At 62.0% G+C, this 19,670-nt stretch carries 22 protein-coding genes and 1 tRNA gene; 17 read left to right on the top strand and 6 right to left on the bottom strand.

Annotation, left to right across the window (positions count from 1 at the left end; translation table 11 throughout):
- Window positions 1-464: 464 nt before the first annotated feature.
- The 5 genes from ASD63_RS20610 (at window position 465) to ASD63_RS20590 (ending at window position 5,505) form a co-directional block, all read left to right on the top strand.
- Complete coding sequence (locus ASD63_RS20610) at window positions 465-1,793, top strand: murein L,D-transpeptidase (protein WP_034803761.1); 1,329 nt, start codon at window positions 465-467, stop codon at window positions 1,791-1,793.
- Window positions 1,794-1,977: 184 nt separating this feature from the next.
- Entirely contained in the window at window positions 1,978-3,273 is a 1,296-nt protein-coding gene (gene glyA, locus ASD63_RS20605; protein WP_034803759.1) for a serine hydroxymethyltransferase, read from the top strand.
- Between the two features lie 10 nt (window positions 3,274-3,283).
- Window positions 3,284-3,757 carry a transcriptional regulator NrdR gene (gene nrdR, locus ASD63_RS20600; RefSeq protein WP_034803756.1) on the top strand — a complete coding sequence of 158 codons (474 nt, stop codon included), beginning with the start codon at window positions 3,284-3,286 and terminating at the stop codon, window positions 3,755-3,757.
- An 18-nt stretch (window positions 3,758-3,775) separates the two neighbouring features.
- A complete protein-coding gene (ribD, locus tag ASD63_RS20595; RefSeq protein ID WP_034803754.1) occupies window positions 3,776-4,885 on the top strand; it encodes a bifunctional diaminohydroxyphosphoribosylaminopyrimidine deaminase/5-amino-6-(5-phosphoribosylamino)uracil reductase RibD in 1,110 nt (369 codons plus the stop codon).
- Window positions 4,885-5,505, top strand: a complete 621-nt coding sequence (locus ASD63_RS20590) for a riboflavin synthase (RefSeq protein WP_034803751.1) — start codon at window positions 4,885-4,887, stop codon at window positions 5,503-5,505. The genes ribD and ASD63_RS20590 overlap by 1 nt, the downstream gene beginning before the upstream one ends.
- A gap of 73 nt (window positions 5,506-5,578) precedes the next feature.
- On the opposite strand, the gene ASD63_RS20585 is transcribed toward ASD63_RS20590, so the two are convergent.
- From ASD63_RS20585 to ASD63_RS20570, 4 genes are all read right to left on the bottom strand, one after another.
- The gene (locus ASD63_RS20585; RefSeq protein ID WP_034803749.1) at window positions 5,579-5,929 is read right to left on the bottom strand and encodes a hypothetical protein; all 351 of its coding nucleotides are present in this window, start codon (window positions 5,927-5,929) and stop codon (window positions 5,579-5,581) included.
- Between the two features lie 282 nt (window positions 5,930-6,211).
- Window positions 6,212-6,787 carry a GNAT family N-acetyltransferase gene (locus tag ASD63_RS20580; RefSeq protein ID WP_051659660.1) on the bottom strand — a complete coding sequence of 192 codons (576 nt, stop codon included), beginning with the start codon at window positions 6,785-6,787 and terminating at the stop codon, window positions 6,212-6,214.
- 24 nt (window positions 6,788-6,811) lie between these two features.
- Window positions 6,812-7,312 carry a cupin domain-containing protein gene (locus ASD63_RS20575; RefSeq protein ID WP_034803747.1) on the bottom strand — a complete coding sequence of 167 codons (501 nt, stop codon included), beginning with the start codon at window positions 7,310-7,312 and terminating at the stop codon, window positions 6,812-6,814.
- 191 nt (window positions 7,313-7,503) lie between these two features.
- Complete coding sequence (locus ASD63_RS20570) at window positions 7,504-8,196, bottom strand: HAD family phosphatase (RefSeq protein ID WP_034803745.1); 693 nt, start codon at window positions 8,194-8,196, stop codon at window positions 7,504-7,506.
- 230 nt (window positions 8,197-8,426) lie between these two features.
- On the opposite strand from ASD63_RS20570, the gene ribH reads away from it, so the two are divergent.
- From ribH to ASD63_RS20550, 4 genes are all read left to right on the top strand, one after another.
- Window positions 8,427-8,888: a 6,7-dimethyl-8-ribityllumazine synthase gene (gene ribH / locus ASD63_RS20565; protein WP_034803742.1), complete on the top strand. Its 462-nt coding sequence runs from the start codon at window positions 8,427-8,429 to the stop codon at window positions 8,886-8,888.
- Window positions 8,885-9,367 (top strand): transcription antitermination factor NusB, encoded by a 483-nt coding sequence (nusB, locus tag ASD63_RS20560; RefSeq protein ID WP_034803740.1) that lies wholly within the window; start codon window positions 8,885-8,887, stop codon window positions 9,365-9,367. Before ribH ends, nusB begins: the two co-directional genes overlap by 4 nt.
- A 29-nt stretch (window positions 9,368-9,396) precedes the next feature.
- A complete protein-coding gene (locus ASD63_RS20555) occupies window positions 9,397-10,602 on the top strand; it encodes an MFS transporter (protein ID WP_089044053.1) in 1,206 nt (401 codons plus the stop codon).
- Between the two features lie 195 nt (window positions 10,603-10,797).
- Window positions 10,798-12,933 carry a sodium-translocating pyrophosphatase gene (locus ASD63_RS20550; RefSeq protein ID WP_034803733.1) on the top strand — a complete coding sequence of 712 codons (2,136 nt, stop codon included), beginning with the start codon at window positions 10,798-10,800 and terminating at the stop codon, window positions 12,931-12,933.
- Between the two features lie 70 nt (window positions 12,934-13,003).
- On the opposite strand, the gene ASD63_RS20545 is transcribed toward ASD63_RS20550, so the two are convergent.
- Window positions 13,004-13,510: an outer membrane protein assembly factor BamE gene (locus tag ASD63_RS20545; protein WP_034804258.1), complete on the bottom strand. Its 507-nt coding sequence runs from the start codon at window positions 13,508-13,510 to the stop codon at window positions 13,004-13,006.
- A gap of 138 nt (window positions 13,511-13,648) precedes the next feature.
- Here ASD63_RS20545 and ASD63_RS20540 point away from each other — a divergent pair, with 138 nt between their 5' ends.
- The 6 genes from ASD63_RS20540 (at window position 13,649) to ASD63_RS20515 (ending at window position 18,173) form a co-directional block, all read left to right on the top strand.
- Complete coding sequence (locus ASD63_RS20540) at window positions 13,649-14,188, top strand: ubiquinol-cytochrome C chaperone family protein (protein ID WP_034803730.1); 540 nt, start codon at window positions 13,649-13,651, stop codon at window positions 14,186-14,188.
- An 88-nt stretch (window positions 14,189-14,276) separates the two neighbouring features.
- Window positions 14,277-14,828: a DUF177 domain-containing protein gene (locus ASD63_RS20535; protein ID WP_034803727.1), complete on the top strand. Its 552-nt coding sequence runs from the start codon at window positions 14,277-14,279 to the stop codon at window positions 14,826-14,828.
- 202 nt (window positions 14,829-15,030) lie between these two features.
- On the top strand, window positions 15,031-16,089 hold the full coding sequence (gene plsX, locus ASD63_RS20530; protein ID WP_034804255.1) for a phosphate acyltransferase PlsX: 1,059 nt from the start codon (window positions 15,031-15,033) through the stop codon (window positions 16,087-16,089).
- 4 nt (window positions 16,090-16,093) lie between these two features.
- On the top strand, window positions 16,094-17,065 hold the full coding sequence (locus tag ASD63_RS20525; RefSeq protein WP_034803724.1) for a beta-ketoacyl-ACP synthase III: 972 nt from the start codon (window positions 16,094-16,096) through the stop codon (window positions 17,063-17,065).
- A gap of 92 nt (window positions 17,066-17,157) precedes the next feature.
- On the top strand, window positions 17,158-17,496 hold the full coding sequence (locus ASD63_RS20520) for an integration host factor subunit alpha (RefSeq protein ID WP_034803721.1): 339 nt from the start codon (window positions 17,158-17,160) through the stop codon (window positions 17,494-17,496).
- A 140-nt stretch (window positions 17,497-17,636) separates the two neighbouring features.
- Entirely contained in the window at window positions 17,637-18,173 is a 537-nt protein-coding gene (locus ASD63_RS20515; protein WP_034803717.1) for a MerR family transcriptional regulator, read from the top strand.
- 190 nt (window positions 18,174-18,363) lie between these two features.
- Here the strand turns inward: ASD63_RS20515 and ASD63_RS35725 are convergent, their stop codons facing one another.
- Window positions 18,364-18,528 carry a hypothetical protein gene (locus ASD63_RS35725; RefSeq protein ID WP_089043959.1) on the bottom strand — a complete coding sequence of 55 codons (165 nt, stop codon included), beginning with the start codon at window positions 18,526-18,528 and terminating at the stop codon, window positions 18,364-18,366.
- A 396-nt stretch (window positions 18,529-18,924) separates the two neighbouring features.
- Here ASD63_RS35725 and ASD63_RS20510 point away from each other — a divergent pair.
- Window positions 18,925-19,001: transfer RNA gene (locus ASD63_RS20510), tRNA-Pro, on the top strand.
- Window positions 19,002-19,336: 335 nt separating this feature from the next.
- Window positions 19,337-19,630 (top strand): hypothetical protein, encoded by a 294-nt coding sequence (locus tag ASD63_RS20505; protein ID WP_034803714.1) that lies wholly within the window; start codon window positions 19,337-19,339, stop codon window positions 19,628-19,630.
- Window positions 19,631-19,670 lie beyond the last annotated feature (40 nt).

The raw sequence follows: 19,670 nt of genomic DNA, 5'->3' as shown, positions 1-19,670 counted from the left end.
GGCGCAATCCCTGCGTGTCCGACCTTTGCCATTTGCGGCACCCCGTTCTGTTGCCAAAAAGCTGCACCGCTGCGGCACGCTTTCCTCGCGTTCGCGTGATTTTTCAAACCAAAAACATTAGTAAATCAAAATGTTGCCGTTTCCGGTTCGGCTGCAACCCAGTCGCGTCCGGCGAAAAGCAAAAGGCATGCCATGTCGCCGTTCGCTCGCGCCCAGACACGAATTGGCCATATTGCTATGACAGCGACGACGACATGCGGTAGGTGCGCCCACGTGTTTTCTTGCGTGTGGATTCGTTTCGCGTTTCGCCTGCCGGATGAGGGTCCTCACTCGCGGCATCGTGAAGACATGTGAGGGCAGGGTGGCTCGTTGGTTGACCTTTGTTAACCACGATCGTGTTAGGGCTCCGGCAACGTGCGTGTCAGCGCATAGGGCGCGTGCCGACGCATTGGGATGGTAGGATTATGTCGAAAAAGAATGGAATTGATGCATTCTCGCGCCGCGCCTTCTTGCGCTCGGCAGCGACCTTCGGCGCCGTGGCAGTCGCCGGCGCGGCAAGCGCACAGGACGCTCTGAACGAGATCATCAATTCGCCTCGCCGTGGCTCCTGGGACGACCAGTTTGACGCGAAAGGGGCATCGCGCACCGCGACGACGGTCGTTTCGAACACGCCGGTTTTCGGCCCGGAAACGATCGCCCATGTGCAGCAGGCGATCTTCGACTATCAGAACATCGTGTCGCAGGGCGGCTGGCCGTCGGTCCAGACCAGCGTCAAGCTTGAACTCGGCGTCACCGATCCGTCCGTGCAGCAGCTCCGCCAGCGCCTGATGGTTTCCGGCGACCTGCCGCGTTCGGCCGGCATCTCCTCGTCCTTCGACAGCTACGTCGAAGGCGCGGTCAAGCGCTTCCAGGCCCGCCACGGCCTGCCGGCGGACGGCGTCATCGGCGAATACACGCTGAAGGCGATCAACGTCGACGCCAACACCCGCCTCGGCCAGCTCCAGACCAACCTCGTGCGCCTGCAGTCGATGTCCGGCGACCTCGGCCGCCGCTACGTGATGGTCAACATCCCTGCGGCCTACATCGAAGCGGTCGAGAACGGCCGCGTGGCGCTGCGCCACACGGCGATCGTCGGCAAGATCGACCGCCAGTCGCCGATCCTCAACTCGAAGATTTATGAGGTCATCCTCAACCCTTACTGGACCGCGCCGCGCTCGATCATCCAGAAGGATATCATGCCGCTGATGCGTAAGGATCCGACCTATCTGGCGCGCAACTCGATCCGCCTGTTTGATGGCAGCGGCGGCGAAGTGTCGCCGGAGACGGTCGACTGGAACGCCGAAAAAGCGCCGAACCTGATGTTCCGCCAGGACCCGGGCAAGATCAACGCGATGTCGTCGACGAAGATCAACTTCCACAACGAGCATCAGGTCTACATGCACGACACGCCGCAGCAGGGCCTGTTCAACAAGCTGATGCGCTTCGAATCGTCGGGCTGCGTGCGCGTACAGAACGTGCGCGACCTTTCGACCTGGCTTCTGAAGGAAACGCCCGGCTGGTCGCGCCAGCAGATCGAGGCGACCATCAAGACCGGCGTCAACACGCCGATCACGCTCGCCGAGGAAGTCCCTGTTTTCTTCACCTACATCACCGCCTGGTCTGCCAAGGACGGCGTCGTGCAGTTCCGCGACGATATCTATCAGCGCGACGGTGCCACCGAACTGGCGCTGCAGACCCCCTATGGCGTCGAGCAGTCGCCCGGCTCGGTCGACCAGGACGCCTTGCCGCAATAAGCGAATTTGCGACACGGAATTCTTCGAGCCGCGCTTCCCTTGGGAGCGCGGCTTTTTCATGGGTTGAGCGCCGCGATATTTCGGCGCGGCAGATGGGGGAAATGACGCAAACCGCACAGCGGATATTGCTCTCGCCGTGCGAGGAAGCTAAAGAACTGCCACCCTTGAGAGGAGCCTCGCGCCGATGACTGCACAGACGAATGACGCCTTCTTCACCCGCTCTCTGGCCGACAGCGATCCGGACATCTTCGGTGCGATCGAAAAGGAGCTGGGTCGCCAGCGCCACGAGATCGAGCTGATCGCCTCCGAGAACATCGTTTCCCGCGCCGTGCTCGAAGCCCAGGGCTCGATCATGACCAACAAATATGCCGAGGGCTACCCGGGCAAGCGCTACTACGGCGGCTGCCAGTTCGTCGACATCGCCGAGGAATTGGCGATCGAGCGCGCCAAGAAGCTCTTCGGCGTCAACTTCGCCAACGTTCAGCCGAACTCCGGTTCGCAGATGAACCAGGCCGTGTTCCTGGCGCTCCTGCAGCCGGGTGACACCTTCATGGGCCTCGACCTCAACTCGGGCGGCCACCTGACGCACGGTTCGCCGGTCAACATGTCCGGCAAGTGGTTCAACGTCGTCTCTTACGGCGTGCGTGAAGACGATCACCTGCTCGACATGGACAACGTCGCCGAGCAGGCGCGCAAGCACAAGCCGAAGCTGATCATCGCCGGCGGCACCGCTTACTCGCGCATCTGGGACTGGAAGCGCTTCCGCGAGATCGCAGACGAAGTCGGCGCCTGGCTGATGGTCGACATGGCGCACATCGCCGGTCTCGTTGCCGGTGGCCAGCATCCGTCGCCGTTCCCGCATTGCCACGTTGCAACGACGACGACGCACAAGTCGCTCCGCGGCCCGCGCGGCGGCATGATTCTGACCAACGACGAAGATATCGCCAAGAAGATCAACTCGGCCGTCTTCCCGGGTCTCCAGGGCGGTCCGCTGATGCACGTCATCGCCGCCAAGGCCGTGGCACTCGGCGAAGCGCTGCAGCCGTCGTTCAAGGACTATGCGGCTCAAGTCGTCAAGAACGCCCGCACGCTCGCCGAAACGCTAAAGGCCAACGGCCTCGACATCGTATCGGGCGGCACGGACAACCACCTGATGCTCGTCGACCTGCGCAAGAAGAACGCAACCGGCAAGCGCGCGGAAGCCGCCCTTGGCCGTGCCTTCATCACCTGCAACAAGAACGGCATTCCTTTCGATCCTGAAAAGCCCTTCGTCACCTCGGGTGTCCGTCTCGGCACGCCGGCCGGCACGACCCGTGGCTTCAAGGAAGCCGAGTTCAAGGAAATCGGCGAGCGGATCGTCGAGGTTCTTGACGGCCTGAAGGTCGCCAACTCCGACGAGGGCAATGCCGCCGTCGAAGCCGGCGTTCGCGACAAGGTCATCAAGCTGACCGATCGCTTCCCGATGTACGGCTACATGTGATCGGTCGCCCATGCGCTGCCCCTATTGCGGTTCTGAAGACAGTCAGGTGAAGGATTCCCGTCCGGCAGAGGACGGGAATGCCATTCGCCGCCGCCGGATTTGTCCGGATTGCGGAGGTCGTTTCACGACCTTCGAACGGGTGCAGTTGCGTGAACTGATGATCATCAAGAAAACCGGTCGGAAGGTTCCTTTCGACCGGGACAAGCTTCTGCGGTCCTTCGAGATTGCGCTGCGCAAGCGTCCGGTCGATCGCGACCGCATCGAGCGGGCGGTTTCCGGTATCGTCCGTCGCCTTGAAAGCTCCGGCGAGACCGAGATCCCTTCGGAAGAAATCGGCCTGCAGGTGCTCGAAGCGCTGAAGAGCCTCGATGACGTGGCCTTCGTGCGCTACGCTTCGGTCTATCGCGATTTCTCCCATGCGGAGGATTTTGAGAAGGTCATCACCGAGATCAGCGCCAAGATCGCGCGCGATCCCGGCGAGTAGATTACGCTGGATAGAGCCATGACAGCGCCCAACCGTGAAGACGAGAGGTTCATGGCCGCGGCGCTGAGGCTGGCTCGCCACCATCTCGGACAGACATCCACCAATCCCTCCGTCGCCTGCCTGATCGTCAAGGACGGCGTTATCGTCGGCCGGGCCGTAACCGCGCGGAGCGGCCGCCCGCATGCCGAAACCCAGGCACTGACGGAGGCCGGTGCGAAGGCAAGGGGTGCTACGGCCTATGTGACGCTGGAGCCTTGCTCCCATCACGGCAAGACGCCGCCTTGCGCCGATGCGCTTGTCGCCTCCGGCATATCCCGCGTGGTGATTTCGATCCTCGATCCGGACGTGCGGGTTGCCGGGCGTGGCGTCGTGCGCCTGCGCGATGCTGGCATCACCGTCGATATCGGTGTTCTCCCCGAGGAAGGGCATCACGCGCTTGAAGCCTACCTCATGCGCCAGGTCAGCAAGAGACCCTATGTGATTCTCAAGCTTGCGGTTTCGGCCGATGGCATGATCGGCCGCAAGGGTGAGGGGCAAGTGCGCATCACCGGTCCGATTTCGCGCGGGCAGGTACAGATGCTGCGCGCGGAGACCGACGCGATTCTGGTCGGGATCGGCACGGCTGCGGCTGACGATCCGGAACTGACCGTGCGCTTGCCGGGGCTCGAACATTGTTCGCCGTTGCGCATCGTTCTCGACCGCCGGCTCGACCTGCCGCTTTCCTCCAAACTGGTGTTAACGGCGCGGGAGGTCCCCGTCATCGTGGTCTCCAGCGACGGATCCGGCGATGCGGATGCGGACGTTGATGGCGGCCGAGCAGCACGCAAGGCGGCCCTGGAGGCCGCCGGTGTCGAGGTGCTCGAAGCCGGCTCGATCGCCGACCTTCTTGCGGCACTCGCTTCCCGCGGTATCTCCTCGCTGATGGTCGAAGGCGGTGCTGTGGCTGCACGCGCCTTTCTCGATGCTGATCTGGTCGACCGTATCCAGCTCTACACCGGACCGGGGACCATTGGCGAAAACGGCATTGCATCCCCATTTGACCGTAAGTCCGTGCCGGCAGGCTTCCGGCGCGTCGCCGAGGCACGGTATGGCGGCGATCTGTTCGAGGAATACGAAAGAGAAAACTGATGTTCACAGGCATTGTTACCGATATCGGCACCGTCGACGCCGTCACCCCGCTGAAAGAAGGCATCAAGCTGCGTGTCGCCACGAGCTACGACCCGAAGACCATCGACATGGGTGCCTCGATCGCCCATTCCGGCGTCTGCCTGACGGTGACGGCTTTGCCTGAAGCCGGCAGCAACGAGGGCTGGTTCGAGGTCGAGGCCTGGGAAGAGGCGCTCCGCCTGACGACGATCGCCGGCTGGACCAAGGGAACGCGCATCAATCTCGAGCGCTCGCTGAAGATCGGCGACGAGCTCGGCGGCCACCTGGTTTCCGGCCATGTCGACGACAAGGCGGAAATTCTGTCGGTGGAAGCGGAAGGCGACGCTGTGCGCTTTCGTCTGCGCGCGCCTGAGCATCTGGCGAAATTCGTCGCGCCGAAGGGATCGGTCGCGCTCGACGGCACGTCGCTGACGGTCAACAAGGTCGCCGGCGCCGAGTTCGACGTGCTCCTGATCCGCCATTCGCTGGAGGTCACGACCTGGGGTGAGCGCAAGGCCGGCGATTTCGTCAACTTCGAGGTGGACACCATGGCGCGTTATGCGGCGCGCCTCGCCGAATTCCCGGCACCAAAGCCGGAGTAAGCCGACTTCCTCTTTTGCCGAATGCAAACCGCCCCCAATCGGGGGCGGTTCTGGTTTCGGGAGGTGTTGACACTCAACGCACGTAGAGGGTCAGGCTGCCATCGGCTGCCTGTTCGGCGCCGGCAATGTTGTTCATCTCGACATTCTGCGCCTTGAGCTTGGCTGCAAGCGGCTTGTTGCCTTCGACGGCCGCGTGCAGGGACGAAATCTGTTGCGGCGTCGCTTCGTTGATCCACATGCGCGTCTGGCTCGATTCCTTCAGCGTATCCACGTCGACGACGTTGAAATGATCGCCCTTGAAATCGCGAACGGTGTGGTCGATTTCGGCCGGCCAGTTCATGGCTGCGCTCGCAGCATAGGAGACGCCGCCGAAGGAAAGGGCGGAGAGAGCAGCGATGACGGAAAGCTTGGCTATGCGGTTCATGGTCATGCTCCTTTGTTTACCGGCAACAAGGCGCAAGCCGACCCGTTACGGGAACGCGGAACCTTGCGGGTTTCCGGGCCGGTGAGGATCGCCCATTGCGGCGGCCAGCAGGGTTCGTTTGCGGGCGTTGTCACCCGCAAGCAAAGGCGCTGGACTGTTTCGACTGATTGGTCGGCGTTTGCTCCCTTCTTGGGGAGGGCGCGTCGTGCCAACGACTAGGAAACTGGGCCGGAATGTGGCCCTTTCCATGGCGCTGGCATCAGGAAAACAATTAAAAATTGTTCATGTTTCGGCGTGCGCGCGAGCCCTTCGGTCGCCTGTCGCAGCTGCTGCCTTCTGGTGGCGCTCGAACATGATCACGTGGTTGCCGTGATAGGTCGTCCGCCAGAATTCCTTGAAGCCGTGCTTCTCCGCGACCCGGATCGAGGCGCGGTTTCCGACGTCGATGATGCAGGTCTTGCGCAGCTTCGGAAACTGGTGGTCGGCCCACTTGAGCGCCGCACTGACGGCTTCCGTCGCCAGCCCCTTGCCGTGCGCCTTCGGTGACAATGCCCATCCGGTTTCCATCGTCCCTTCGAGCGAAGGCGTGATGGCGCGGTGCACGTCGTGGAAGCCGGCCTCGCCGAGAAAACCCCCGGTCTCCCGGTCCTGGATGGCAAAGAAGCCGAAGCCGAAATAGTGCCACATGCCGACTTGGCGCAGGAACCGCGTCCAGGACTGTTCGCGCGTAAACGGCACCCCGCCGACATAGCGGATCACCTCGGCATCGCCGAACAGCGCGGAATAGGCGGGGAAATCGTCACGGCGGTAGGGGCGCAGGATGAGGCGGTCGGTCTCGATAATGGGAACGCTATGCATATTCGATCCTAAGCTGTGATGAAATCAGGCGCCGGGCTCGCCGTCCCAGTAGTCGACATCGCTTTCCGGACGGCCGGTGAAAAGGAAGCGTCTTTGGCCATCGGAACCACGCGTCCTGGCAAGGAATTTGCCGGAGTCCGGATACTCGCAGATTTCCGTGGCCGCCTTGGTCGAGATGGAAAGGTACTTGAGCGGCACCGAGCCGGTGTTGATCAGGTGGTGGGCCGTTTCCGGTCCACCCGCAGGGGCGCCCAGAATGTCGCCGGGGCCGACCGGATATCGCTCGCTGCCGAAGCGATACGTGCCTTCGCCTTCGATGATGATGAAAAGTTCTTCTTCGACGTGATGATTGTGGAACGGGCAGCCGGACTTGCCCGGCGGTACTTCACCGTAGCCGATGCCCAGATCCTTGAGGCCGAGTAGCGCGCCGAAGGCGGCGTCGCGGGATTCGAAAAAGGTGCCTTGCGTCCAGTGGTCGAGTTCTAGGTTTTTGGGATTAACGATCGGCTTTTTCGTATCGGTCACATGTTCCTCCCTCGCGTACCGTTGTCGCGGCAACGCTAATACGTTCTATCCGTGTCGCGCGTTCGTCCCGTCGTCAACCTGCGATCGCTAAAATTAGCGACGATGGTTACAGGAATACATCCTAGTGTTGCAATCCATTGGCGAAAGCATCTGGGCGCTATCGCGCGTTGGTTTAACGCCGAGCTGCGCGCTCACGTTCGTCTGCCGTTCAGCGCCGTGGTGACCTCGTGAAGACACCTAGCGATCCCAACGCAAAGGGTTTTCATTTCTTCGGTCGGTGGCAGGAGATCGGGCACCATGACCGTCATCATGCCGGCAGACGAAGCCGAACGCACGCCGTTGTGGCTGTCTTCGAGAGCGAGGCAATACTGCGGCGCGATACCGAGCCGACTTGCAGCCGTCAGGAACGGGGCCGGGTGCGGCTTGCCATGATCGTAGTCGCCAAAGGCAACGACCGTCGGGAAGCGGTCGCGCAATCCGTGCCGGTCGAGATTGCGCTGGACGTCGTGATGTTGTGACGAGGTGGCAATCGCAGACGGCAGGCCCATGCCGTCAAGCAGGTCGAGGAGATTGACGACGCCAGGCTTCAGCCGCAGCTCGGTCGTCGCCATTGTCGCAAATTGCGCCGAGGCACGCTCCCAGAACTGAGCGAGGTCGAAGGCATCGCCGAAGCGACCGCGAAGCAACATGCGCGTCGCCTCGGCCGAAAGCCCGATCGTATCGAGATAAAGGGAGACAGGCATGTTGTGACCGAGCGCTGCCGCTGTCTGGATCATCGCGTCGCGGTAGAGCGCTTCGGTGTCGAAGAGCAATCCGTCCATGTCGAAGACGACGCCAAGAGGTTTCATGGGCAGGACGATGTTGGTCGAACCGATTTCGGGCATACGAAAAATCCAGCTTGATATCGACGGCTTCGAACTTGGAACCAGCAACGCGGCCGCGCAAGACCCACGGCATTGGCATTTTGCAGCGGCAACGGCCGCATGTTGCGGCCCTGTAAACGCGGCAAAAGGCCGTCTGCGGCGGAATTTGCTTGCCATTCGGCGCCGGGCGTGGTTTTACCGCCGCCTCAGCCGGTCGCATCCGGCGCGGAACTCTCAAAGACAGGTGATCCATGGCAGAGACCACGGCAGCCCACATCCTGATTGTGGAAGCGCGTTTCTATGACGATATGGCCGATGCATTGCTCGACGGCGCCAAGCATGCGCTGGACGCAGCCGGGGCCACCTATGATATCGTGACGGTTCCGGGTGCGCTCGAAATCCCGCCGGCGATTGCCATGGCACTCGACGGCGCCGACGAGGGCGGCACCGAATATGATGGTTTCGTGGCCCTTGGCATGGTCATTCGCGGCGAAACCTACCATTTTGACATCGTCGCGAACGAGTCTTCGCGCGCGATCATGGACCTCGCCGTCAGCGAGAGCCTTGCGATCGGCAATGGTATCTTGACGGTGGAGAACGACGATCAGGCCTGGGCGCGCGCCCGCCGGTCGGAAGGCGACAAGGGTGGCTTTGCTGCGCGTGCGGCACTGACCATGATTGAACTTAAGAAGAAATTGGGCACGGAAAAGTGACGAAAACCCCCTCGGATCAACCGCTGAAGCAGGTCAACCAGCGCGGTGCAGCACGCCTCGCTGCGGTGCAGGCGCTCTATCAGATGGACATCGGCGGCACCGGTGTCCTGGAAGTGGTTGCTGAATACGAAGCGCATCGCCTCGGACAGGATGTCGACGGCGACACCTACCTGAAGGCGGACGCCTCCTGGTTCCGGTCGATTGTCGCCGGTGTCGTGCGCGACCAGCGCAAGCTTGATCCGCTGATCGGCTCGGCCCTCCAGGACGACTGGGCTCTGTCGCGCCTCGATTCCACCGTGCGTGCCATCTTGCGCGCGGGTACATTCGAGATGCTCGAGCGCAAGGACGTGCCGGTTCCGGTGATCGTCACGGAGTATGTCGAGATCGCCAAGGCTTTCTTCTCGGATGATGAGCCCAAGCTGGTCAATGCCGTTCTCGACCGCATTGCCAAGCAGGTCCGCGGCGAACCGAGGAAGTAAGGTCGATGGTTGCGGCTGCTGCTGAGGACATGGGGAACACCCTTCGCGAAACACGCCGCAACGTTTACCTCCTGACAGCCGCACAGGCCGTTCTTGGCGTCGTCGGGCCCATCTGCTTTTCGGTCGGCGGTGTCGCCGGCTACCAGATGCTGGCGGAGGACAAGTCGCTGGCCACCGCGCCGCTCACCGCCTTTAACGTCGGCATGGCGCTCGGCGTCGTGCTGGTAGCGGTGTTGTCGCGCCTGATCGGCCGCCGCTTCGCCTTCATGAGCGGGACCGCAATAGCGGCCGCCGGGGCAGCACTCGCCGCCGTCGCGCTCTTCCGCGAGAATTTCTGGCTTTTCGCCTTCGCCCTTGCGATGCTCGGCTCGTCGAACGGCTTTACGCAGAAGCTGCGGTTCGCCGCCGCCGACGCCTCGCCGTCGTTCTACAAGCCCAAGGCAATCTCGCTGATCCTTGGCGGCGGCATCGTTTCGGCCGTTCTCGGTCCGCAGATCGTCATTTTTGCTGGCGACCTGTTCGCGCCGGTTTCCTTTGCCGGGGCTTTCGTCGTCCTGATGCCGATTTGCCTGGTTGCAGCCCTGTTTTTCGCGCCGCTGCGGCTGCCCGAGCCGGGCGCAATGGTGAGTGCCCACCACGATCAGTCTGTCCGTCCCCTCGGCGAGATTGTCCGCAGCCAACGCTTCGCCACCGGCATGATCTGCGGCATTTCCAGCTACGCGCTGATGACCTTCATGATGACCGGGGCGCCGGTCGCCATGGTGATCGGCTGCGGCTTCTCGACCGAACTCGCCACGCTCGGCATCCAGTGGCACGTGCTGGCGATGTTCGCGCCAAGCTTCGTCACCGGCATGCTCATCAGCCGCTTTGGCGCCGAGCGCATCGTCGGCTGCGGCCTCCTTCTGCTGATGGCCTGCGCCGCGGTCGCGCATATGGGTATCGAGCTCTGGAACTTCTGGGGCGCGCTCGTATTGCTCGGCCTTGGCTGGAATTTCGGCTTCATCGGCTCGACGGCGATCGTTGCCAGCAGCTATCGCCCACAGGAGGCCGACAAGGTTCAGGCCTTCCACGACATCATCCTGTTCACCACGGTGGCACTGTCGTCGTTTGCCTCGGGCAAGGTGCTCACGGCCTATGGCTGGGACATGCTGAACGCGGTCGTATGGCCGGTAACGATCGTCTGCCTTATCCTCCTGCTGCTTCTGAAGCGGGCGCCGCGCAAGGCCGCCGCCTAACGCTCCATTCCCCTGAAATCTAAAGCGAACGAGGCGCCGCCAGTGGCGTTTCTCGGGGCTTGACGATCTCCTGTTGCAACCGCACTCTGGCCGCGCCGTGAGGGGTGCTGCTTGAGGAGGTGGTGCGTGATTCGCGGTTTTGAGGGGCCTGCGGCCGGGAGTGAGTCCGCGGGTTGTAACGGAGGGTAATGCGAAATGACCATTTTATTGGGCGTTATCGCATGCGGGTTGCTCGCGGTGGCTTATGCCATCTGGGCAACACAGTCGGTGCTTGCCGCCGACCAGGGGAACGCCCGCATGCAAGAAATCGCAGGCTACATTCGTGAAGGGGCGCAGGCCTATCTCACGCGTCAATACAAGACCATTGCCATTGTCGGCGTCGTCGTATTCATCGCCGCTTGGGTTCTTCTTTCTCCCGCCGCCGCTTTCGGCTTTCTGATCGGTGCGATCCTTTCGGGTGCCGCGGGTTTCATCGGCATGCATGTTTCGGTCCGGGCAAACGTCCGCACTGCCCAGGCGGCGTCCGTGAGCCTCGCCTCCGGCCTCGATATCGCATTCAAATCCGGCGCGATCACCGGCCTTCTTGTGGCCGGCCTCGCGCTCCTTGGCGTCTCGGTCTACTACGTCGTCCTCACGGCCGGCCTGGGTCATGAGCCCGCCTCGCGCGAAGTCATCGACGCACTGGTGTCGCTCGGCTTCGGCGCATCGCTGATTTCGATCTTCGCCCGTCTCGGCGGTGGCATCTTTACCAAGGGTGCCGACGTCGGCGGCGACCTCGTCGGCAAGGTCGAAGCCGGCATTCCCGAGGATGATCCGCGCAACCCGGCAACCATCGCCGACAACGTCGGCGACAATGTCGGCGATTGCGCCGGCATGGCAGCCGACCTGTTCGAGACCTATGCGGTCTCGGTCGTGGCGACCATGGTTCTGGCGGCGATCTTCTTTGCCGGCACGCCTGTGCTTGCGACCGTCATGGTCTATCCGCTCGCCATCTGCGCGGCTTGCATCATCACCTCGATCATCGGCACCTTCTTCGTGAAGCTCGGGTCCAACAACTCGATCATGGGTGCGCTCTACAGGGGCCTGATCGTGACCGGTGTCCTGTCGATCCTCGGTCTCGGCGCCGCCACGTCCTTCACCATCGGCTGGGGCACGATCGGCACCGTCGCCGGCAAGGAGATCACCGGCTGGAATCTGTTCCTCTGCGGTATTCTCGGCCTGATCGTAACGGCCCTGATCGTGGTGATCACGGAATACTATACCGGCACCAACAAGCGGCCGGTCAACTCGATCGCCCAGGCGTCGGTGACCGGTCACGGCACCAACGTGATCCAGGGCCTGGCCGTCTCGCTGGAATCGACGGCTTTGCCGGCGATCGTCATCGTCGGCGGCATCATCGCGACCTACCAGCTTGCCGGCCTCTTCGGCACTGGCATCGCCGTCACCGCCATGCTTGGCCTTGCCGGCATGATCGTGGCGCTCGACGCCTTCGGTCCGGTCACCGACAATGCCGGCGGCATCGCGGAAATGTCGCATCTGCCGCCGGAAGTGCGTAAATCCACCGACGCGCTCGACGCTGTCGGCAACACCACCAAGGCCGTCACCAAGGGCTACGCGATCGGCTCGGCCGGTCTCGGTGCGCTGGTGCTCTTCGCCGCCTACTCGAACGACCTCAGCTACTTTGCCGCCAACGGCGACAAGTATCCGTACTTCGCCGATGTCGGGCAGATCTCCTTCGATCTCTCCAACCCTTACGTGGTCGCGGGGCTGATCTTCGGCGGTCTCATTCCCTACCTCTTCGGCGGTATCGCGATGACTGCGGTCGGCCGTGCGGCCGGGTCGATCGTCGAGGAGGTTCGCCGCCAGTTCCGCGAGAAGCCCGGCATCATGCAGGGGACCGAACGGCCGGACTATGGCCGCGCCGTCGACCTTCTGACAAAAGCGGCGATCCGCGAAATGGTCATTCCTTCGCTGCTCCCGGTGCTGGCGCCGATTGTCGTCTATTTCGGCGTGCTGCTGCTCTCGGGCTCGAAGGCTTCGGCTTTCGCGGCTCTCGGTGCCTCTCTGCTCGGTGTCATCGTCAACGGCCTCTTCGTGGCGATCTCGATGACCTCGGGCGGCGGTGCCTGGGACAACGCCAAGAAGAGCTTCGAGGACGGGTTTGTCGACAAGAACGGCGAACGCCATCTGAAGGGCTCCGACGCCCACAAGGCGTCGGTAACCGGCGACACCGTCGGCGACCCCTATAAGGACACGGCCGGGCCGGCTGTGAACCCGGCGATCAAGATCACCAACATCGTGGCGCTCTTGCTTCTGGCCGTCCTCGCCTGATCGCATCGATGCGCAAACAAAAGGCCCGCGGAACATCGTTCCGCGGGCCTTTTGTTTGGAATGGGGAGGCTTAGTTGCCGAAGTCCTTGAACAGGCTGCGCGCCGCGGCCTGACCGGCGCCGGGGCCCGTCAGCAGCTGGCCGAGGAAGCTCGTTTCCTTGCCACCTGTCGGCGTCGTGCGTGTCAGCATGTCGAAGACCTTGCCGTCCTTCAGCGTATAGTGAGCCAGCTGGCTGACGGTGCCTTCCTTGTCGAAATAGACGGCCAGGATCGACTGGTCGATCAGCTTGGGCTTCATGAAGGCAACAGGGCGCTTGCGCGTCTGCGAGATGTAGTAGAACACTTCGTTGTCGAAGGTCGCGGTCGTCGACGGCGTGCCGAGCGAGAGCAGCACCTGCTCGCGGCTGGAACCGACCGGAACGAGGTTTAGCGTTTCCTGATCAACCACATAGCCCTGATGGAGAACTTCACCGACATTGGCGGACTGGCAGGCGGAAAGGGTAAAACCGGCGATGGTGGCTACGACCGCCACGCGGCCGAGGGTCTTAAAATTTTTTCTCAAATACCGCTTCGTCAACGACAGCTCCCCTTGGAGAAACGATGGCAGATCCGCCATTGCAATTCGTGCCTGCTTCGGTAAACCAGCTTCGGCTGTCATGCAACAACGTCATGGGCGCTTGCGCGCATTTCGAGAAAGCCAAGCCCGAGCTTTGTGATGATTTTTGGACTGTTTAAAAGAAAAAGTGGCAACACCGCGATTGTCGAGCGGCAATATGCATTGCTGACGGCGGCGGCACGCCAGCCCTACCTTTACACCGACCTCGATGTTCCGGACACGGTCATGGGCCGGTTCGAGATGCTGTCGGCGACGCTGATCCTCTATTTCCGCCGCACACGTGCGTCGGCAAGGCCTGGCCAGGAAATCGCCCAGGAGATCATCGATGCCTTCTTCGAGGATGTGGATCACTCGATCCGCGAGCTCGGCGTCGGCGATGCCGGCGTGCCGAAGAAGATGAAGAAGTTGGCCGGCATGTATTACGGTCGACTCGAATCCTATGCGGCGGCGCTGGAAGCAAGGGACGTCGAGGCCCTGGCGGCAGCGCTCAGGCGCAACTTCCATCCTGATGGCGGCGACGCGGCGCCTTCGATGGTTGCGCTTGCTGGCTATCTGCTGGCGGTTGAGGCCCAGCTCGTCGATGTCGCGGAAGACGCCGTCGAAATCGGCCAGTTGCACATTCCGCCGGCTGGGGCGTAATAGAAAACAAGAGCGTCGCCACCGGCAGCCGGTTGGCGGCTGCGTTCGCGATGGGTGCCAGGTAGCCCGCGCGAGGAAGGATCCAATCATGAAAGACGAAAGTCAGGCGGCCTTTTCTTATCCGGTGAAAGTCGGGCACATTTCGGCGAACGCGGTCAGCGTGCATCTCTCCGCCAACGAGCGCGAGCGCAAGGCGCTTGCCGCGCTTTGGAACATCAACGAGGTTCTGTCGCTCGAAGCCGACCTGCAGATCGCGCGCTGGAAGAAGGATGGCGTGAAGATCAAGGGCGACGTCAGGGCCCGCGTCGTGCAGAGCTGTGTCGTCACTCTTGAGCCGGTCGAAGCCGATATCGACGAACCGGTCGAAGCGATCTTCGTGCCCGAGGGCTCGCGGCTTGCCCGCCAGGCGAGCAATGACGGTGGCGAGATGATTCTCGACCCTGACGGCCCCGATATTCCCGATACCTTTATCGGCGACACCATCGACGCCGGCGTCGTCGTCAGCGAGCAGGTTGCACTCGCGATCGAGCCTTATCCCCGTAAGCCCGGCGTGACGTTCGGCGAGCGCATCGAGAGCACATCTGCCGATGACAAGAAGCCGAACCCCTTTGCGGTCCTGAAGGACTGGAAAAAGGACTGAGGTCGCGAAAGCGTCATCTACAATTCGGTTGTCACGCAAAGGAAAAGCAGTATTTTGGCCCCAAACCGGCCAGAAGAGCCGCTAAAGCGATCTGCCGCGTGCTTGGCTCAAGCGTCAGAAGCAATATGTTTCGTCAATGCGTTTCCGTTGAGTACGCCGCGGCGGCACGTGTTGTGTGGCAGAAATGAAGGATAAGACACGCGTGGTCAGAATTTCACTTGACGTGATGGGGGGCGACTATGGTCCTGAAGTCGTCATCCCCGGCGCCGCAAGGGCGCTTGAACGTCATCCGGACATCAAGTTCGTTTTGTTCGGCATCGAAGCGCAGTGCGCGGGCCTCCTTGAAAAACATCCGAAGCTGAAGGCCAACAGCACCTTTTACGACTGCGAGATTGCAGTCGCCATGGACGAGAAGCCGAGCCAGGCGCTTCGCCGCGGCCGCGGCAAGTCAAGCATGTGGAAAGCGATCGACGCGATCAATGCCGGCGAGGCAGATGTCGTCGTTTCCGCCGGCAATACCGGCGCGCTGATGGCCATGTCGGTCTTCTGTCTGCGCACCATGCAGGGAATTCAACGGCCGGCGATCGCCGCCATCTGGCCGACGCTGAAAGGCGAGAGCATCGTGCTCGATGTCGGCGCGACGATCGGCGCGGACGCGCAGCAATTGATGGATTTCGCGCTGATGGGCGGCGCCATGGCACGGGCGCTGTTCGAGATCGAGCGGCCGATGGTCGGGCTGCTGAATGTCGGCGTCGAGGAAATCAAGGGACAGGAAGAGGTCAAGGAAGCCGGCCGCCTGATCCGTGAGGCCAACATCGACGGCTTCGACTATTACGGCTTCGTCGAGGGTGACGACATCGGTCGCGGGACCGTCGACGTCGTCGTCACGGAAGGTTTTTCCGGCAACATCGCACTCAAGGCCGCCGAAGGCACCGCGCGCCAGATCGCCGAATATCTGCGCGCGGCGATGTCGCGCACGCTTCTTGCCAAGATCGGCTACATCCTGGCCAAGGGCGCATTCGACCGCCTGCGGGAGAAGATGGACCCGAGGAAGGTCAATGGCGGCGTGTTCCTCGGCCTCAATGGCGTCGTGATCAAGAGCCATGGTGGTGCAGATGCCGAGGGTTTTGCAGCCGCGATCGATGTCGGCTACGACATGGTGAAGAATGGCCTGAAGTCGAAGATCGAGCTCGATCTGGCGAAGTACCATGGCGGCGAACCGCCCAAGGCCCTTTCCGCCGGCATGAATGATGAGGTTTGAATAGATGATCCGTTCCGTCGTTCGCGGTTTCGGCGCAGCTTTGCCGAAGCGCGTGGTCACCAATCAGGAGCTGGAATCCAAGGTCGATACGTCCGATGAGTGGATCGTGCAGCGCACCGGCATCCGGCAGCGCTACATCGCCGGCGAGGGCGAAACCACAGCTTCGCTCGGCGAAGGTGCCGCGCGTGCTGCGCTCGCCAATGCTGGGCTTACCCCTGATGATATCGACCTGATCATCCTGGCGACCTCCACTCCCGACAACACGTTTCCGGCAACAGCTGTCAACATCCAGGACCGCCTCGGTATGCGCCATGGCGCGGCCTTCGACATGCAGGCGGTCTGCTCGGGCTTCGTCTACGCGGTTACCACGGCGGATGCCTATATCCGCGGTGGGCTTGCTAAGCGCGTGCTGGTGATCGGCTCGGAGACCTTCTCGCGTATCCTCGACTGGAACGACCGCACGACCTGCGTGCTCTTCGGTGACGGCGCCGGCGCCATCATCCTGGAAGCCCAGGAAGGCGAGGGCACCATTGCCGACCGGGGCGTGCTGACGGCGAAGCTTCGCTCCGACGGCGCACATCGCGACAAGCTCTATGTGGATGGCGGCCCTTCGACCACTGGGACGGTCGGCCATCTGAAGATGGAAGGCCGCGAAGTCTTCAAGCACGCGGTCGGCATGATCACCGATGTGATCGAGGCTGCCTTCGAGGCGACCGGGACGACGGCCGAAGATCTGGATTGGCTGGTGCCGCACCAGGCCAACCGGCGCATCATCGACGGCTCCGCCAAGAAGCTCGGCATCCCTCTCGATAAGGTTGTGGTCACGGTCGATCTCCATGGCAACACCTCCGCAGCCTCCATTCCGCTGGCGTTGAATGCGGCGGCGGGCGACGGCCGGATCAAGAAGGGCGACCTCGTCCTGCTCGAGGCCATGGGCGGCGGCTTCACCTGGGGCTCCGTGCTTCTCCGCTGGTAAAGAAATTGCTTAAGCAACAGACGCTTGACCGCAAAAGGCAAGGGCAATAGTCTTCGGACGCTGATCGGCGTACCAGACGTTGGTGGGGGAAGATGAGCGGAAAAACAGTAACACGGGCGGACTTGGCTGAGTCGGTTTTTCGCAAGGTGGGTCTGTCGAGGACAGAGTCTGCCGAATTGGTGGAAACCGTCATTGACGAAATATGCAACGCAATCGTGCGTGGCGAGAGTGTGAAGCTGTCCTCTTTCGCGACCTTCCAGGTCCGCGACAAGAACGAGCGCATCGGGCGAAACCCGAAAACCGGCGAGGAAGTGCCGATTTCGCCCCGGCGCGTGATGACCTTCAAGGCGTCGAATGTCTTGAAGCAGCGCGTCCTGAAGGCGCATCTGGGCCGCAGGGCCAAGCAGAAACCGGTATCTCCCGTTTCGTGAACGCCTGACGACAGCCACAAATGTGGTTGAAAACCCATCCATAAGCCGTTGAAATGGAGCCGATTCGTGCCATCATTGGCGCGGTATCGGCTTCACTACGGCTTTCGAGCCTGAGTCGCACGGCATGGATTGGGAACGATATGGAAAAGAGCCCGGACGCTTTTCGCACCATCAGCGAGGTCGCTGACGATCTCGATCTGCCGCAGCATGTCCTGCGTTTCTGGGAAACCCGCTTCCAGCAGATCAAGCCGATGAAGCGCGGCGGCGGCCGGCGGTACTACCGGCCGGAGGATGTCGACCTTCTGAAGGGTATCCGGCATCTGCTCTATGATCACGGCTATACGATCAAGGGCGTGCAGAAGCTCCTGAAGACCAACGGCAACAAGTTCGTCGCGGCGATTGCAAGCGGCGATCTCGCGACCGTCGAGGCGCTGGCAGCCTCCAGCAACGAGGAGCCGGCACCGCCGAAGGCTGGTCTTTCCGAGGAGGATCAGATCGTCGGCCGTGCCAAGGCGCCGGCGAGCCGCCGCTTCTTCTCCTTCGGCGGCAGCAGCGACGACGTGCCGGAGATCTCGCTCGGAAAATCCTCGTCAGTGGGCAAGGAAGATCGCGCTCTGCTTCAGGAGGCGCTCTACGACCTCCTGGAATGCAAGCGGCTTCTCGACCAGGTGCGCTGAGAAAGCCTTTCAGGCGATTATCAAGACCGGTTCCGCACGGCCGAACGTCTGCCGAATGCGGTTGCCTCCACAGACACCTTTTACACGATTGCCAAGATGGTGCCGTCGGCGGGGTGCCCGCCGACGGGGGGCATATGCGCGCCCGTCCGCAGGGCGCCCGCGCGATTATCCCAGCAAGGATTGAAAAGCGTCAGTAGGAGATTCGGAAGCCGCCGGGGCTCGCCGCGGAGACGTCAGGCTCCGGGTAGGGGCCGGTCCACTGCGCATAGGTCGTGTTGGTCGAACCGGAGGTTGCACAGCCGGAGAGCGTGAGAAGCGCAAGCGCGGTGAGGGCCATAAGGGACTTAAGAGGCATGGTTTTCTCCTAGAAGGGGAGACGCTCCAGGCCTCAAGGGCCAGTATCAAACTGTCCCTCAAATCATCCATGATGGCAAGCTAACGTTGCGTTAGGCAGCAAGTTTCGAGCGACGGGATCTCGTTTTGGTGAAGGTTCGGTAGACGGACGGGCGGTCGGTGATTTCCTCGTCAAGCAGCATCGGAAATTGCAGACACCCAGTGGCGCGCGAATGGCGGGAGCTTTCTATGTCCGCAGTCGCTTCACAGGTGCGACGCCATGCTGTGAGTTTGCGGAAGTCCCGTCGGACTTTCAGTTCCCAAGCATACTTTTCCACGCCGTTTGTTCCTTTTTCGATCCAGGCCGCATTTTCCCGCTTGCGCTCTAAGCGTTGGTTATATAGGGGTTTCCTCGGTTCGGAGCGTAGCGCAGCCCGGTAGCGCACTTGACTGGGGGTCAAGGGGTCGTGGGTTCGAATCCCGCCGCTCCGACCATTTTCCTCTTTGATTTCAGTCATACAGCAGCGCTACCGCAATTGGCGGCTGGCGGTAGCCAGCAGTTCCACGCGTAAAATCGCGCATTCGGGCACCCATTGCCCCGGCAAAAATCTCAAACGCCTGCTGATTTGTTTCGCTTTGGCCCACCGTGTCTGCTCCGAGATCGGATGCGGTTTTGTCGCTTGCGCCTGACAAAATTTATCGCCCATCGGAAATCGCTAAAATGCCTCGTTCCGGTGCGATGGTCCACGCGGCTGGGGTCGATCGCCGTCCTCGCGAAAGTGATGGAATGGCCTCATGGCGGGCGTCTGTCTGCCAAGGGAGGAAATGTAATGAAGACGTTTTCGAAGATTTTTGCCGCGTCGTTGCTCGGGCTTTCGGCCCTGACGGCAATGCCGCTCATCTCGGCGTCCGGCACTGCCCGTGCAGACGACGCCGTCATCCTCGTTCCGGGCCAGCCCACCGGCTCGCCGGGCGATACGGGTACAGCGAGTTCCAACCCGGACACCGGTGCTCCGAGCTCCAACCCTGATACCGGCACCGCAAACGCCAACGGTGATACCGGGGCGCCGAGTTCAAATCCCGATACCGGTGGCGGTTCGGGCGCAGAAGGGTCGACGCCTTAAGCGTTCCTGCGACCGCAGCAAAAGAGGTCCTTCAGCAGGG

Origin of the sequence: Ensifer sp. Root558 (assembly GCF_001427045.1) — a bacterium.
Classification (GTDB): Bacteria; Pseudomonadota; Alphaproteobacteria; order Rhizobiales; family Rhizobiaceae; genus Ensifer; species Ensifer adhaerens.
This window is presented reverse-complemented; position numbering and strand designations above follow the sequence as displayed.

Coding starts and splice junctions, on each gene's coding strand:
- ASD63_RS20610 (WP_034803761.1), top strand. CDS start 465: ATGTCGAAAAAGAATGGAATTGATGCATTCTCGCGCCGCGCCTTCTTG.
- glyA (WP_034803759.1), top strand. CDS start 1,978: ATGACTGCACAGACGAATGACGCCTTCTTCACCCGCTCTCTGGCCGAC.
- nrdR (WP_034803756.1), top strand. CDS start 3,284: ATGCGCTGCCCCTATTGCGGTTCTGAAGACAGTCAGGTGAAGGATTCC.
- ribD (WP_034803754.1), top strand. CDS start 3,776: ATGACAGCGCCCAACCGTGAAGACGAGAGGTTCATGGCCGCGGCGCTG.
- ASD63_RS20590 (WP_034803751.1), top strand. CDS start 4,885: ATGTTCACAGGCATTGTTACCGATATCGGCACCGTCGACGCCGTCACC.
- ASD63_RS20585 (WP_034803749.1), bottom strand. CDS start 5,929: ATGAACCGCATAGCCAAGCTTTCCGTCATCGCTGCTCTCTCCGCCCTT.
- ASD63_RS20580 (WP_051659660.1), bottom strand. CDS start 6,787: ATGCATAGCGTTCCCATTATCGAGACCGACCGCCTCATCCTGCGCCCC.
- ASD63_RS20570 (WP_034803745.1), bottom strand. CDS start 8,196: ATGCCCGAAATCGGTTCGACCAACATCGTCCTGCCCATGAAACCTCTT.
- ribH (WP_034803742.1), top strand. CDS start 8,427: ATGGCAGAGACCACGGCAGCCCACATCCTGATTGTGGAAGCGCGTTTC.
- ASD63_RS20555 (WP_089044053.1), top strand. CDS start 9,397: ATGGGGAACACCCTTCGCGAAACACGCCGCAACGTTTACCTCCTGACA.
- ASD63_RS20550 (WP_034803733.1), top strand. CDS start 10,798: ATGACCATTTTATTGGGCGTTATCGCATGCGGGTTGCTCGCGGTGGCT.
- ASD63_RS20540 (WP_034803730.1), top strand. CDS start 13,649: ATGATTTTTGGACTGTTTAAAAGAAAAAGTGGCAACACCGCGATTGTC.
- ASD63_RS20535 (WP_034803727.1), top strand. CDS start 14,277: ATGAAAGACGAAAGTCAGGCGGCCTTTTCTTATCCGGTGAAAGTCGGG.
- ASD63_RS20525 (WP_034803724.1), top strand. CDS start 16,094: ATGATCCGTTCCGTCGTTCGCGGTTTCGGCGCAGCTTTGCCGAAGCGC.
- ASD63_RS20520 (WP_034803721.1), top strand. CDS start 17,158: ATGAGCGGAAAAACAGTAACACGGGCGGACTTGGCTGAGTCGGTTTTT.
- ASD63_RS20515 (WP_034803717.1), top strand. CDS start 17,637: ATGGAAAAGAGCCCGGACGCTTTTCGCACCATCAGCGAGGTCGCTGAC.
- ASD63_RS35725 (WP_089043959.1), bottom strand. CDS start 18,528: ATGCCTCTTAAGTCCCTTATGGCCCTCACCGCGCTTGCGCTTCTCACG.
- ASD63_RS20505 (WP_034803714.1), top strand. CDS start 19,337: ATGAAGACGTTTTCGAAGATTTTTGCCGCGTCGTTGCTCGGGCTTTCG.